Source organism: Pandoraea soli, assembly GCF_902459595.1.
GTDB classification, from domain to species: Bacteria; Pseudomonadota; Gammaproteobacteria; order Burkholderiales; family Burkholderiaceae; genus Pandoraea; species Pandoraea cepalis.
In genome coordinates, this window is the sequence record NZ_CABPSG010000003.1 from 138429 (window position 1) to 151202 (window position 12774).

At 65.8% G+C, this 12774-nt stretch carries 15 protein-coding genes; 12 read left to right on the top strand and 3 right to left on the bottom strand.

Annotation, left to right across the window (positions count from 1 at the left end; genetic code table 11):
- Positions 1-25 precede the first annotated feature (25 nt).
- Positions 26-607, bottom strand: a complete 582-nt coding sequence (locus PSO31014_RS07130; protein ID WP_150550969.1) for an IMPACT family protein — start codon at positions 605-607, stop codon at positions 26-28.
- A gap of 23 nt (positions 608-630) precedes the next feature.
- Positions 631-1500 carry a PhzF family phenazine biosynthesis protein gene (locus tag PSO31014_RS07135; protein ID WP_150550970.1) on the bottom strand — a complete coding sequence of 290 codons (870 nt, stop codon included), beginning with the start codon at positions 1498-1500 and terminating at the stop codon, positions 631-633.
- Between the two features lie 377 nt (positions 1501-1877).
- Here PSO31014_RS07135 and PSO31014_RS07140 point away from each other — a divergent pair, with 377 nt between their 5' ends.
- The 10 genes from PSO31014_RS07140 to PSO31014_RS07185 all read left to right on the top strand — a co-directional run bounded on the left by PSO31014_RS07140 (position 1878) and on the right by PSO31014_RS07185 (position 9407).
- The gene (locus PSO31014_RS07140; protein ID WP_150550971.1) at positions 1878-2597 is read left to right on the top strand and encodes a pirin family protein; all 720 of its coding nucleotides are present in this window, start codon (positions 1878-1880) and stop codon (positions 2595-2597) included.
- Positions 2598-2809: 212 nt separating this feature from the next.
- Positions 2810-4234, top strand: coding sequence for a F0F1 ATP synthase subunit beta (gene atpD, locus PSO31014_RS07145; RefSeq protein WP_150551219.1), 1425 nt, complete (start codon positions 2810-2812; stop codon positions 4232-4234).
- Positions 4235-4248: 14 nt separating this feature from the next.
- Positions 4249-4680 (top strand): F0F1 ATP synthase subunit epsilon, encoded by a 432-nt coding sequence (locus PSO31014_RS07150; protein WP_150550972.1) that lies wholly within the window; start codon positions 4249-4251, stop codon positions 4678-4680.
- The gene (locus PSO31014_RS07155) at positions 4677-5000 is read left to right on the top strand and encodes an AtpZ/AtpI family protein (protein ID WP_150550973.1); all 324 of its coding nucleotides are present in this window, start codon (positions 4677-4679) and stop codon (positions 4998-5000) included. Before PSO31014_RS07150 ends, PSO31014_RS07155 begins: the two co-directional genes overlap by 4 nt.
- The gene (locus PSO31014_RS07160; RefSeq protein ID WP_150550974.1) at positions 4993-5286 is read left to right on the top strand and encodes an N-ATPase subunit AtpR; all 294 of its coding nucleotides are present in this window, start codon (positions 4993-4995) and stop codon (positions 5284-5286) included. Before PSO31014_RS07155 ends, PSO31014_RS07160 begins: the two co-directional genes overlap by 8 nt.
- Complete coding sequence (locus tag PSO31014_RS07165) at positions 5283-5981, top strand: F0F1 ATP synthase subunit A (RefSeq protein ID WP_150550975.1); 699 nt, start codon at positions 5283-5285, stop codon at positions 5979-5981. The genes PSO31014_RS07160 and PSO31014_RS07165 overlap by 4 nt, the downstream gene beginning before the upstream one ends.
- Positions 5978-6223: a F0F1 ATP synthase subunit C gene (locus PSO31014_RS07170; protein ID WP_150550976.1), complete on the top strand. Its 246-nt coding sequence runs from the start codon at positions 5978-5980 to the stop codon at positions 6221-6223. Before PSO31014_RS07165 ends, PSO31014_RS07170 begins: the two co-directional genes overlap by 4 nt.
- Before the next feature lie 8 nt (positions 6224-6231).
- Positions 6232-6978, top strand: a complete 747-nt coding sequence (locus PSO31014_RS07175; RefSeq protein ID WP_150550977.1) for a F0F1 ATP synthase subunit B — start codon at positions 6232-6234, stop codon at positions 6976-6978.
- Complete coding sequence (locus PSO31014_RS07180; RefSeq protein ID WP_425494855.1) at positions 6941-8518, top strand: F0F1 ATP synthase subunit alpha; 1578 nt, start codon at positions 6941-6943, stop codon at positions 8516-8518. Before PSO31014_RS07175 ends, PSO31014_RS07180 begins: the two co-directional genes overlap by 38 nt.
- Positions 8487-9407, top strand: a complete 921-nt coding sequence (locus tag PSO31014_RS07185; RefSeq protein ID WP_246176473.1) for a F0F1 ATP synthase subunit gamma — start codon at positions 8487-8489, stop codon at positions 9405-9407. Before PSO31014_RS07180 ends, PSO31014_RS07185 begins: the two co-directional genes overlap by 32 nt.
- 235 nt (positions 9408-9642) lie before the next feature.
- Here PSO31014_RS07185 and PSO31014_RS07190 read toward each other — a convergent pair whose 3' ends face one another.
- Positions 9643-10893: a GTP-binding protein gene (locus PSO31014_RS07190; protein ID WP_150550978.1), complete on the bottom strand. Its 1251-nt coding sequence runs from the start codon at positions 10891-10893 to the stop codon at positions 9643-9645.
- Positions 10894-11307: 414 nt separating this feature from the next.
- On the opposite strand from PSO31014_RS07190, the gene PSO31014_RS07195 reads away from it, so the two are divergent.
- Together PSO31014_RS07195 and PSO31014_RS07200 are read left to right on the top strand one after the other, a co-directional pair.
- A complete protein-coding gene (locus PSO31014_RS07195; protein WP_150550979.1) occupies positions 11308-11718 on the top strand; it encodes a copper resistance protein CopC in 411 nt (136 codons plus the stop codon).
- Positions 11718-12707, top strand: coding sequence for a copper resistance D family protein (locus tag PSO31014_RS07200; RefSeq protein WP_150550980.1), 990 nt, complete (start codon positions 11718-11720; stop codon positions 12705-12707). The genes PSO31014_RS07195 and PSO31014_RS07200 overlap by 1 nt, the downstream gene beginning before the upstream one ends.
- Positions 12708-12774: the final 67 nt, after the last annotated feature.

Below are 12774 nucleotides of genomic sequence, written 5' to 3' on the forward strand. Positions count from 1 at the left end.
CGCGACGACCGACCGCCTCATCGCGTCAATCGCACCGCGTGAGGCCGCCGCTGAGGGCTTCCGTCGCGTCGGCTTCGAACGCCGCCACGTCACGCACCTTCAGTCGTAACCGCAGCGTGACGGCGTCGTCGTAGGCGGCGTCGAGCACCTCGGCGCCGCGACGCTCCGCCAACCTGCGCAGCGTCCCTTCGTGGGCAAAGGTGCAGCGGTAGCGCGGCTCGGTGGTCGGCTCGACCGCCGTGAGCGTGGCGAGCTTGAGTGCTTCGCTCACCGCCTGCCCGTAGGCGCGGGTCAGGCCGCCCGCGCCCAGTTTGATACCGCCGTAATAGCGCACGACGACCGCCAGCACATTCGTCAGGCCCTTGTGCATGAGCACGTTGTACATGGGTTTGGCCGCCGTGCCGCCCGGCTCGCCATCGTCGTCGAAACCCGACGCGCCCTCGCACAACAACACCCAGCAATAGTGCGTGGCGTTGGGATAACGCACGCGCAGCGCGCCGAGTTCGCGCATGGCCGCCTCGCGCGACGTCACCGGCATGACGATGCCGATGAACCGGCTCTTCTTGATGTCCAGCTCGGTGTCGACCGGCGCTGCCAATGCATACATACGGCTGTCGTCCTCCCGGCGCCTTACAGGCGCACCTCGCCGCGCGCGAGTTCAATGACGTTGCCGCCCACCAGGATCCGACGATCCGCCGTGACTTCGAGGGTCAACCGGCACGGTCGCTCGATGGCGTCGCCCTGCGACACGCGCGCGCGCACCGGCAGCGGATACCCTTGCCCGATCAGCCAGCCGCCAAGGTTGGCGCAAGCGGACCCCGTGCCCGGGTCCTCGCTCACACCGCCGCCCTGCGTCGTGAAGAAGTAGCGGGCCGTGACCTGCAACTCGCCGCCCGTCTCCTCGTCGATGGAAAACACGTAACCCGTTTTACGCTCGAGACTCGAGAGCGGCCAGCGTTCCAGACGCGCGCTGTCGGGTTGCGCCCGCGCGACCGCGTCGGCGTCGCGCAGCGGAATCAGCAGTTGATCGGCCCCGGTATCGACCCATTGGGGCGCGTGCGCGAGATCATCGCGCCCCAGCCGCACCAGCGCGGCGATGTCGGCATCGGCCTCGCTCGCATGCGTGATCTTCGGCTCGCCCGACGACGGGGCCGTCAGCGTCCAGTGATCGCCGCTCGCCTGCACCGGCACCAGGCCGGCGGCAAACTGCAGCGTCACGCGGTCGCCCAGGGCGTGCATGGCACGCAGCACGTGCGCCGTACCCAGCGTGGGATGCCCGGCAAAACGCATCTCGTAACCGGGCGTGAAAATTCGCACGTGTGCGTCGACGGTCTCGGAGGGCAGAATGAACGTCGTCTCGGACAGATTGAACTGTCGCGCGAGCGATCCCATCTCGGCGTCGCTCAGCCCGCGCGCGTCTTCGAAAACGCACAGCGGATTGCCTCCGAAGGTCGTCTCGGCGAAAACGTTGACGATACGAAATGCATAGGTGCGGCTCATGACGAATCTCCAGTGGGGGGCGGGTCGGACGACCGCACGGCCCTCAAGCCATGCGCGTACAGGTGTCCGATAACAGCCTGCCGTGCCTGCTCGCGCATTGGCCGGCCAGCCTTGGGAAAGAAGGTCCGTAGTCTCGCACATCGCGCATCGGCACGCGCGCCCACGCCCGCGCTTTCGGCCGTTTGAACCCCACGGATCAAGAATCGTCCGCCCCACGTCCGGGAGATGGGTGATCGTCGCCGGCCTCAATTGTCACCTAATTCAGGACAATTATTCGCAAATCACGAGGATTGTGGTTTTCCGTCAGGACTCTACAATGACATTCATCGAGGCCAACCCAGCCTCTCAACGAAACGATGAAGACACAGGAGCCCATCATGCTGGACATCAGAAAAGCTGCGGACCGAGGCGTTGCCAACCATGGCTGGCTGAACTCGCACCACACGTTTTCGTTTGCGAATTACTACGATCCGAAGCAAGTCGGCTTTTCCGATCTGCTGGTGATCAACGACGACCGCGTGGCGCCGGCACAGGGCTTCGGCAAGCACCCGCACCGCGACATGGAGATCTTTTCCTACGTGCTCGAGGGTGCGCTCGAACACAAGGACACCATGGGTACGGGGTCGGTGATCGAACCGGGCGACGTGCAGTTGATGTGCGCCGGGCGCGGCGTGGCACACAGCGAGTTCAACCACTCGCCCACCTCGCCGGTGCACTTCCTGCAGATCTGGATCGTGCCGAATCAGGCAGGCATTGCGCCCGAGTATCAGCAACAGCGCTTCACGCCGGAAGAAAAGCGCGGCCAGCTGCGCCTGATCATCTCGCCCGATGGCAGCGACAACTCGCTGCACATCCATCAGGATGCGCGTGTATACGCCGGCCTGTTCGATGGCGACGAGTCGGCCACGCTCGCACTTGCGCCGAACCGCTACGCCTATGTGCACGTTGCACGCGGCAGCGTAAGCTTGAACGGCGTGGCGCTGACGGAAGGCGACGGGGTGCGCGTGCGCAACGAAACCGCGCTCACGCTCTCGCACGGCAACGACGCGGAAGTGCTCGTGTTCGACCTGCGCCCGGTGGAAACGCCTGACTTCTAAGGCGCGGCAGGCAGACGCACCGTACGGCGATTTTCGCGCCCTACGGTGCGTCGCGCGCTCGGTCTGGTGCAACCGATGTCCGCAAAGTTTGATCCGGATCAGTTCTCTTCTTCGGGGTGCCACTATCGTGAAGGAGTTCCGTGTCCGATCGTGGAGAACGCGCCGTGCCGATTGCTGCCAACACCGACTGTCAGGACACCGCGACGTGCGCAATGACTGCCGCGGCGTGTGGTCGAGTGAGCGCAGTGCGCGGTGCGATCATCGACGTCGAGTTCGATGCGAAGCACCTACCCCCGGTCAATAGCGCGGTATGGATTGCGCTCCAAGGCGGTTCGCGGATCCTCGCAGAAGTCCAGGCGCACACCGGCGCGTGCACCGCGCGCGCGCTTGCGTTGCACGCGACCGCGGGACTTGCACGCGGCGCGGAGGTGCGAGCGAGCGGCAAGCCCATCGACGTGCCCGTGGGCGACGCGGTGCTCGGCAGGCTGCTCGATGTGGCCGGGATGACCCGCGACGGCGGTGAACGTTTGCCCGACGCCGTCGAGCGCCGACCGATTCATCGCGCGCCGCCGCCGCTCTCCTCACAGCAAGGCACGACTCGTCTGTTCGAGACGGGAATCAAGATCATCGATTTGCTGGCACCGATCGCGCATGGCGGCAAGGCTGCCATGTTCGGTGGCGCGGGCGTCGGCAAGACCGTGCTCGTGATGGAACTGATTCACGTGATGGCAGCGCAGTATGGCGGGATGTCGGTGTTCGCTGGCGTCGGCGAGCGCTCTCGCGAAGGGCATGAAATGCTGGCGGACATGCGCAGCTCCGGTGTTTTGCCGCGCGCGGTACTCGTCTATGGACAGATGAACGAGCCGCCCGGCGCGCGTTGGCGCGTGCCGCTCACCGCGGTAACGATCGCCGAGTATTTCCGCGATGATCGCGGCCAGAACGTATTGCTGCTAATGGACAACATATTTCGTTTCGTGCAGGCGGGGGCGGAGGTCTCGGGGCTGCTCGGACGCATGCCTTCGAGGGTCGGCTATCAGCCAACCCTCGCTAGCGAAGTCGCGGCGTTGCAGGAGCGAATCGTGTCGGTGGGAAATGCGGCGGTCACTGCGATCGAAGCCGTCTACGTCCCCGCCGACGACTTTACCGACCCCGCCGTGACGACGATCGCGTCGCACGTCGACAGCATGATCGTCTTGTCGCGCTCGCTCGCCGCGGAAGGTATATACCCCGCTATCGATCCCATCGCGTCATCGTCGATCCTGCTCGATCCGCTCGTCGTTGGCGAAATGCACGCGGCAGTCGCCAACGAGGTGCGGCGCGTGATCGAGCATCAACGCGAACTTCAGGACGTCGTCGCGTTACTCGGCATTGAGGAACTTGGCATCGACGATCGTCTTGCCGTGCAACGCGCGCGCCGACTGCAGCGATTTTTCACGCAACCGTTCACGGTCACCGAAGCCTTCTCGGGCCAGCCCGGCCAATCGGTCGCGCTCGCCGACACGATCGCCGGCAGCAAGGCGATTCTCGCGGGCGAGTGCGACGACTGGCAGGAGAGTTCCCTATATATGGTCGGCACGCTAGACGAGGCGCGCGCGAAGGAAGCGCGCAGCAAGAAAGCGGCGGCTGGCCCTACGTGAGAGGAGGCCCCGCCATGACAGACCGTTGTTTCACGCTGACGATCGCCACGCCGTCGCAAATCGTCGTCGACGGACTCGCGGCATCGTCTTTACGTGCCGAGGACGACAGTGGGGCATTTGGCATTCACGCCGGACACGCGGATCTTGTCACGCTGCTGAGTGCATCCGTCGTGCGCTGGCGCGGGGCCGATGGCAGCGAGCATTACTGTGCGATCGACGGCGGCGTGCTTGTCGTGTCGGGCGGCACAGACGTTTCACTTGCGTGTCGCGAAGCAGTTTCAGGCGCTTCGCTCGATCGGCTCGAAGCGGAGGTGCGCCGCGCCCGCGCCGCGCAACTCGACGCGACGCGGCGCGCGCGCGTCGAACAGACGCGTCTGCATGCGCAGGCTGTGCGTGAGATGCTGCGTTATCTTCGGCCGCAGCCCAAGCGAGGAGCCGCGCAATGACGTCTTGGCCGCCTTCCGGAGACGCCGACGGGAAAGACGGCGATCGCATCGCGCAAGCGGCGAAGCGCGCCGCGAGACGCGAGCAGATCGCACGCGCGACCCCGGAGCCGTCGCTTGGCGCGCGGCTCGGACAGATTGGCATTCTCGGCTGGACGATCGTTCTGCCGATACTCGTTTTCCTTGCGCTCGGGCACTGGCTGGACCGCATTGCCGGCACGCGCGTGCTTTTTTCCGCGCCGCTACTGATGATCGGCGCGGCCGTCGGCATGTGGTGCGCATGGCGCTGGATCCATCGGCAGCAAAGGAGGGATCATGATTGACTTGAGCCTATTGCCCTTGGCCAACACACTCATGCTCGCGAGCACCGGGCTCGTGGTGGGGCGGTTCGCTGGCGCGCTGCATTTCACGTCGTTGCGCTGGAGCGTGGCGGGCTTCGCACAAGGCCGCGTGACGCTCGCGCTGGCGATGCAGTTGGCACGCCTCGCAATCACCGGTTCAGTGTTCGTATGGCTTTCGAGCATGGGGGCGTTCACAGTCTTCGGCGGGGTCGGCGGCTTTCTCTGGGCTCGTGGCGTCGCGCTGGCACTACGCGGGGTGGCGTCGTGATTCACGCGCCGTTTATCGCGGAGCCGCTGCTACGTGCGGGACCTCTCATCCTCACGGCGCCCGTGGTCGTGACGTGGGCGATCATGGCCGCGATGACGGGCGCCTCGCTGCTGCTTACACGCAAGCTGTCAGTCTTTCCGTCGCGTGTGCAAACCGCGCTCGAACTGCTGGTCGGCACGCTCGACACTGAAATTCGCGCGACGATGCAGACCGACCCCGCGCCGTACCGTTCGCTGATCGGCACGTTGTTCCTGTTCGTGTTGGTCGCAAACTGGTCGTCGCTCATTCCGGGGGTCGAACCGCCGACCGCGCATCTGGAAACGGACGCCGCGCTCGCGCTGCTCGTGCTCTGCGCGACGTTCGTGTCCGGCGTGCGCACGCGCGGCATTCGCGGCTACCTCGCCACGTTCGCCGAACCGACGTGGGTCATGATTCCGTTGAACGTCGTCGAGCAAGTCACGCGAACGTTCTCGCTCGTGGTCCGCCTGTTTGGCAACGTGATGAGCGGCGTGTTCGTGGTCGGCATCGTGCTGTCGCTCGCCGGGCTGCTCGTGCCCATTCCGCTGATGGCGCTCGACCTGCTGACCGGCGCGGTTCAGGCTTACATTTTCGCGGTGCTCGCGATGGTTTTTATCGGCGCGGCAGTCGGCAAGTCAGGCATTTCCGTTCACGACAAGCCCAAAGGACAGACATGAGCCTCATTGAAATCATCAGCATCGCCGCGGCCGCACTTGCCGTGTCGTTCGGCGCGATCGGCCCCGCGCTTGCCGAGGGCCGTGCGGTCGCGGCCGCGATGGATGCAATCGCCCGTCAGCCCGATGCGGCAGGCACGCTATCGCGCACGCTGTTCGTCGGCCTTGCCATGATCGAGACAATGGCGATCTATTGCCTTGTCGTCGCGTTATTGCTGTTGTTCGCGAACCCATTCGTGAAATAGGGCGCGCGATGAAACTCGACTGGTCGACGCTGGCACTGCAAACAATCAACGCGCTCATTCTCGTATGGCTGCTCGCACGCTTTTTGTTCCGTCCGGTCGCGAAGATCATGGCCGAGCGTCAGGCCAGTGCCAATGCACTGATGAGCGACGCGAAGGCAGCAAAGCTCGCGGCGCAGGCCGAGCGCGATACGGTGCAGGCAGAGCGCGAGCAGATTGCCGCACAGCGAGCACAGACATTCGCTCGCTTCGAGACCGAAGCGCAAGCGCAGCGCGCGACGCTGCTTGCCGCAGCGCAGGAAGAAGTGTCTCGGCATCGCGCCCAGGCGTCGGCTGAAATCGCGCGCGAGCGGGCAGCACAGGCCGAAGCGGCGTCGGCGGCAACGCTGCGACTCGCTGTCGACATCGCTGGGAAGTTGCTTGACCAACTGCCCGACGGCATGCGCGTGACAGCGTTCATCGCCGGACTGGCGAATGGCGTTCGCCTGCTGTCACCGGCCGCGCGCGCAGAAATGGCCGCGGACACATCGCTGCGGCTCATAGCGCCGCGCGCGTTGTCGGCGGATGAACGTGCCGCGTGCGCCGCAGCGCTCGCCACCATGCTCGGGCGTCGCGTCGAGTTCACGACCGAGGTCGACCGGGCGTTGATCGCGGGACTTGAGTTGTCGGGCACGCACGGCGTAGTACGCAATAGCTGGCGAGATCAGCTGGAACAGATTCATGGCGGGTTACTTCGCGATGACGGCCCCAAACGCTGATCTCAACGACGAACAGTCGGCCGACGTGTGGCTCGCCCGCCAGCGTGAAGCGCTCGAACGCCTCACCCCCGAACCGAGTGCGGCCAGCATCGGGCGCATCGAGCTAATCGCCGACGGCATCGCGTTTCTCTCGGGCCTGCCCGACGCCGCGCTTGACGAGGTGGTCGAGATCGAGTGCGGAGTGCGCGGATTCATTCATTCGCTCTACGAAGCCACCGCCAGCGTTGTTTTGCTCGACGGCGACACGCCGGTGCAGGCCGGGATGCAAGTCGTTCGTACCGGATGCATGCTCGACGTACCCGTTGGCGATGCGCTGCTCGGCCGGGTCGTTGATCCGCTTGGCAGACCGCTCGACGCAGGCGAGCCCCCCAAATGCGAAGCGCGCCTGCCCGTGGAGCGCCCGGCGCCTGCGATCATCGAGCGCGATTTCGTGCGTGAGCCGCTCGAGACGGGTGTGCTGGTCGTCGATTCGCTTTTTGCCATCGGACGCGGCCAACGTGAGCTGATCATCGGAGACCGCGCAACGGGCAAGACCTCGCTTGCCATCGACGCGATCGTCAATCAGAAGCATAGCGACGTGATCTGCGTCTATGTCGCGGTCGGGCAACGCTCCACGGAGGTGCAGCGCGCAATCAATGCCGTGCGCGAGCACGGCGCGCCCGAGCGCTGCATTTTCGTCGTCGCATCGGCAGCAACGCCGTCCGGGCTGCAATGGATTGCGCCGTTTGCGGGCTTTTCGATTGCCGAGTTCTTTCGCGATCGCGGCAAAGACGCGCTGATCGTCATCGACGATTTGACAAAACACGCGGCAACGCATCGCGAGCTCGCATTGCTCACGCGCGAGCCGCCCGGGCGCGAGGCGTATCCCGGCGATATCTTCTATCTCCATGCGCGCCTGCTCGAACGCGCAGCCAAGTTGTCGCCAGCGCTTGGTGGCGGCTCATTGACCGCGCTGCCGATCGCCGAGACGTACGCCGGCAATCTATCGGCATATATCCCGACGAACCTGATCTCGATCACAGACGGACAAATCGTGCTTGACGCGGCGCTTTTCGCCGCGAATCAACGGCCCGCGGTTGATGTCGGGCTGAGCGTAAGCCGCGTCGGCGGCAAGGCGCAGCGCGCGGCGCTACGCGATGTCGCGGGCCGTTTGCGGCTCGACTACGCGCAGTTTCTCGAACTCGAGATGTTCAGCCACTTCGGCGGTCTCGCGGACGCACGCGTGAACGCGAAAATCGAGCGGGGCGGGCGGATCCGTGCACTGATCACGCAACCGCGCTTCAGCGCATTGCGCGTGGCAGATCAAATTGCGTTGCTCGCGGCCCTCGATGACGGCGTCTTCGACGGCGTCCCGCGCGACGTCACGGCCTGGGTTCGCGACAAACTGAGGATTTCGAACGAGGCGGTTCGCGATGGCGCCGCTGAGGCCTGGCTCTTGAGCGTGCTCGACGACGCGCAGCGCAAGCGTCAGATCGAACGGATCCGCACGCTTGTCGAACGTGCCGCACATGAGCACATCAATCGGGGGGCCGAGCGGTGACATCGCGATGACCAGCAAGCTCAGTGAGATCGAGAGTCGCGCCGCGTCGGCGACACAACTCGAAGCGGTGATCGGCGCGATGCGTGGCATCGCGGCCGCGCGCGAGCGTGAAGCGCAGGCGCGGCTCGCTGGTATTCGCTCGAGCGCGGCAACCGTCGGCGAGGCGATCGGCTGGGTGCTGTCGGCTGCGCCGTCAGGCTATGCGCCAGATCCCGCGCCAGCGGAAAGCGGGACCCGCATCCTGATCGTCGTGTGCACAGAGCAGGGATTCGTCGGCGGTTTCAACGAGCATCTGCTCGCGCGGGTCGAATGGCTGAAGGGTGATGCGCCAGGCGAGATCTTCGTGGTCGGTACGCGAGGCGCAATGCTGGCTCGGGAACGGGCATTGCCGTGCGTCTGGTCTGTGCCCATGGCCTCGCACGCCGACGACGCAATGCGGGTGGCCGGGCAGATCGCCGATGCGGTATTCGCGCGCTTTCGCAACCGTGCATCGTCGGCGCTGTGGCTCGTCCACGCGACGCCCGGCCCTGCCCTGGGCGAACAAATTGTGACGCGCAGACTCGTGCCGTTCGAGTTCGCGCGATTCACATCGTCGTCGCGCAGGCAGCCGCCGCTCTTCAATCTTCCACTCGACCAGTTGTTGACTGGACTCACGGAGCGCTATGTGTACCTTGAGCTATGCGAAGGCCTGATGCAGTCGTTCGCTTCGGAAAATGCGGCGCGCCTGGCGGCGATGCTCGCGGCCAGTCATCATGTGAAGGACCAGCTTGCGGCGCTCATGCGCGAGTCCCGTATCGTCCGGCAAGACGCAATTACCGATGAAGTCGCCGAGTTGGCTGCGGCAGGGATTTGTGCGCAATCCTCGCCCTCCATCCAGGTACCGCCGTAATCGGTCCGGCGCCCGCTTGCTGGACAACGCGTTGCTCGGGGCAATGCTGCGGTGCAAGTCGGGCCCGATGCTCGCCCGCATTCAAGACCGCGAGATGCCCGGCGGAATCAATTCCGCACCCTTGAATCATTCGACGGTCGCGTTTCCGGCGCCATCGCAGCAAGGGAAGGCCCTGAGCGCCGTCAATTCATGCGTGTCCAGAGAGGAACAGCTCGTCGGCTGCTGTCTCACCGGCTCACGCGCCCCCATCGTCAGCGAGCAGCGGCAACACTTGCGCGTCGTCGCGCCAGGCGGCATCGCCGAGCGAGCGCTCGACGGTGCTCAGACAGCACGCGTCGAATGCCTTTTCGATGGCGTCACGATCCATGCCGCGTCCGATGAACACCACTTCGTTGAGGCGATCGCCCCAGGTCGCTTCCCAATTCGCCTCGATGGCGGCGCGTTGCGGATCGCCCTCGGGCGGCCACACGTCCTGATCCACGGCCGCCCACCAGTGCCCCATCGGCTCCAGCGTCGCCGTATTGCCGGCGCGCGAATAGGCGAGCGCCCACGCCGGACGGCTCGCGGACCAGACATACCCTTTGGCACGGATCAGGCCGTCGAACGGCATCGCCATGAACGACGCAAAACGCGCCGGATGCAGCGGCTCACGCCGACGCAGCACAAAGCTCGTCACACCATAAGTGTCGGATTCTGACGCGGCATCGCCCTCGAGCGCCTGCGCCCATCCGGCCATTCGCTCGGCGCGCTCGGGATCGAAAAGCCCCGTACCCAGCACGTCGGCGAGCGGCACCTGCCCGTGCTCGCCCAGCACGATGCGGGCCGACGGATTGAGACCCGCGATCAGCGCCTTGACGGCGTCGAGCCGCGCCGCGTCCACGCGATCCCCCTTGCTCACGACCACCACATCCGCGAACTCGATCTGCTCGGTCAGCAGTTCGGCAAGACGCCGCTCATCCTCCTCACCGGCCACCTCGCCGCGCTGCGCGAGCGTGTCGATGCTGTGGAAGTCAGCCAGCACATGCAGGGCATCGACGACGGTCACCATCGTGTCGAGCCGGGCGATGTCGGCGAGCGATTGCCCGGCGTCGTCGCGAAATTCGAACGTCGCGGCCACGGGCATCGGCTCGGCAATGCCCGTGGACTCGATGAGCAGGTAATCGAAGCGGCCCTCCCGCGCCAGATCGCGCACCGCGATAAGCAAATCCTCGCGCAGTGTGCAGCAGATGCAGCCGTTGCTCATCTCGACGAGGCGCTCCTGCGTGCGCGAGAGCGCCGCGCCCGCCTTGTCCGCACCGCGCTCCACGAACGAGGCATCGATGTTCACCTCGCTCATGTCGTTGACGAGCACCGCCACGCGCAGGCCCTCGCGATTGCGCAGCACATGGTTGAGCAGCGTGGTCTTGCCGGCCCCGAGAAAACCGGAAAGCACGGTCACGGGCAGGCGACGGTCAGCGTCGCCGGATGCCCCGAGAGGAATCGTCATGGCAGCAAAGTCCTGTGATCTTGTAAGGCCGGAACGGCGCGCGGACGTCCCATAGCGCGCGTCACGCCCGCCCGTCCCCGCCGCCGCGCGGTTCGCGGGCCGATTAATGCAACCAAGTTGCAATATGGTGCGATGATACTGAGGTCGACGTCATTTTGCAACTCAGTTGCAGAATGACGAGCATGCGTCGATGCAATCGGCGCGACACATTGCCGCGCGAGACGCGCCCCCCTGGGAACCCGCAGATGGCTGCGTCGGTCTGCAAGGTCTGCGATACTGCGCGAGCGGCGTTGAGCGCGCCTGCGCGCAGGACAACGCGAGCGCGTTCGGCCCTACCGCCGGCCTACGAACACCGCCACCCTAATGTCTTCGCGGCTTGTTCAGATCATTACCCAACTCGTTAGCCCACTCGATATGCGCACTTCCAAGAACGCTTCCCATGCTCCTCGTGCCACCGGCTTCCTGCGTCGCGCGACGCACGGACTCACACTGGCTGCCGTGGTCGGCTTGACCGCGCTCTCGCAGGAGGCGTGGGCCCATGCACACGTCGTCTCGAGCGATCCGGCCGCGCAGGCGAGTGTCGCGGCGCCGAAGGCCGTGCGCGTGACGTTCGACTCGACGCTCGAAGGCGCCCTTTCGAAGCTTGGCGTCGTCGACGCCCAAGGCAAACCGGTCACACAGGCCAAGGCCGAACTCGACGCCTCGCGCAAGACGCTCACGTTGCCGCTTCCCGCGCTTGTCGCGGGTCACTATCAGGCGAACTGGGTTGCCGTCGCGAGTGACGGCCATCGCACGCAAGGCAACGTCAAGTTCTCCGTGAAGTGATGTCGGCCGATCTGGCCGCCGGCACCTGGCAGCCTGCCACCGCAGGACTGCTGAACCTCGCGCTGGCACTGGCCCTCGGTGTGCTGCTGCTGCGCAGTCCGCACGCGGTGCGGCGCGGTCTCACGCTGCGCGTTCTGCCGGCCTTTGCGGCGGGACTCGCCGTACTCGCGTGGATCGCCTACGTGTTCGCAAGCACCGATGCGATGACGGGCGGCGACTGGGAAAGCGCGTCTGCCATGATGGGCGACGTGTGGGTGGTGCTCACCCAAACCCACTTCGGCCGGATGCAATGGATCGCCGCGCTAGGCGTCGCACTGCTGTGCACGGGCGTCTGGGCCTGGTACGACGCGCGACGCCGCCTGCGCGCGGCGCTGCCGATCGCCGATGATCCCCGCGACCGGCATCATCGGCGCGAGCACCGTCAGGAGCGTTATGCACGCATGGTCTACACCAGCGGCGCCGTGATGCTGGCGCTCGCCCGCGCCGGGACGGGGCACGCGGTCGATGCGTCCGTGCCGTGGCTCGCCATCGGCGTTCATACGTTACATGTCGCCGCCGCGGCGTCGTGGACCGGTGCGCTCCTCGTCGCCGGATGCGCGATCCCGGGCTGGCGTCATTGGCCAGTGGGCGCGCGGGCAGCTTATGGCGAACGGCTTTCCTCGGTCGCCGCGCTGGCCATGGTCGTCGCGCTGGTGACGGGGGCGTTCAACGCGTGGCGCACGCTCGGTGAAACGCCCTCGCTGTGGTTCGCCCCGCAGAACGCGCCTTACCTTGCGTGGCTTGTGACGAAGCTCGTGCTCGTCGGCATGGCCGCGTTGCTCGGTGCATGGAACCGCTGGCACTTCCTGCCGCGCCTTGTGCTGGACACCGGGGAGACGCCGCTTGATACGACGGCCTTCGCGCGCGTGGTCGCCATCGAGGCGCTCGTGCTCGTGATGGCGATGAGTCTTGCGGCCAAGCTTGGCACGACGCTGCCGCCGGGCGTCTGACCGAATTCGATAGCAAGAAACGGAGCGCGGCATCGCGACCGGCTCCCTACACTGAAGGCAAGTCCTC

Bases quoted from the DNA above. Each gene is read 5' to 3' on its own strand.
- PSO31014_RS07180 (WP_425494855.1), top strand. From the start codon at position 6,941: ATGGCGGGTTACTTCGCGATGACGGCCCCAAACGCTGATCTCAACGAC.
- PSO31014_RS07140 (WP_150550971.1), top strand. From the start codon at position 1,878: ATGCTGGACATCAGAAAAGCTGCGGACCGAGGCGTTGCCAACCATGGC.
- PSO31014_RS07160 (WP_150550974.1), top strand. From the start codon at position 4,993: ATGATTGACTTGAGCCTATTGCCCTTGGCCAACACACTCATGCTCGCG.
- PSO31014_RS07155 (WP_150550973.1), top strand. From the start codon at position 4,677: ATGACGTCTTGGCCGCCTTCCGGAGACGCCGACGGGAAAGACGGCGAT.
- PSO31014_RS07130 (WP_150550969.1), bottom strand. From the start codon at position 607: ATGTATGCATTGGCAGCGCCGGTCGACACCGAGCTGGACATCAAGAAG.
- PSO31014_RS07200 (WP_150550980.1), top strand. From the start codon at position 11,718: ATGTCGGCCGATCTGGCCGCCGGCACCTGGCAGCCTGCCACCGCAGGA.
- PSO31014_RS07170 (WP_150550976.1), top strand. From the start codon at position 5,978: ATGAGCCTCATTGAAATCATCAGCATCGCCGCGGCCGCACTTGCCGTG.
- PSO31014_RS07190 (WP_150550978.1), bottom strand. From the start codon at position 10,893: ATGACGATTCCTCTCGGGGCATCCGGCGACGCTGACCGTCGCCTGCCC.
- PSO31014_RS07175 (WP_150550977.1), top strand. From the start codon at position 6,232: ATGAAACTCGACTGGTCGACGCTGGCACTGCAAACAATCAACGCGCTC.
- PSO31014_RS07195 (WP_150550979.1), top strand. From the start codon at position 11,308: ATGCGCACTTCCAAGAACGCTTCCCATGCTCCTCGTGCCACCGGCTTC.
- PSO31014_RS07185 (WP_246176473.1), top strand. From the start codon at position 8,487: ATGAGCACATCAATCGGGGGGCCGAGCGGTGACATCGCGATGACCAGC.
- PSO31014_RS07150 (WP_150550972.1), top strand. From the start codon at position 4,249: ATGACAGACCGTTGTTTCACGCTGACGATCGCCACGCCGTCGCAAATC.
- PSO31014_RS07135 (WP_150550970.1), bottom strand. From the start codon at position 1,500: ATGAGCCGCACCTATGCATTTCGTATCGTCAACGTTTTCGCCGAGACG.
- atpD (WP_150551219.1), top strand. From the start codon at position 2,810: ATGACTGCCGCGGCGTGTGGTCGAGTGAGCGCAGTGCGCGGTGCGATC.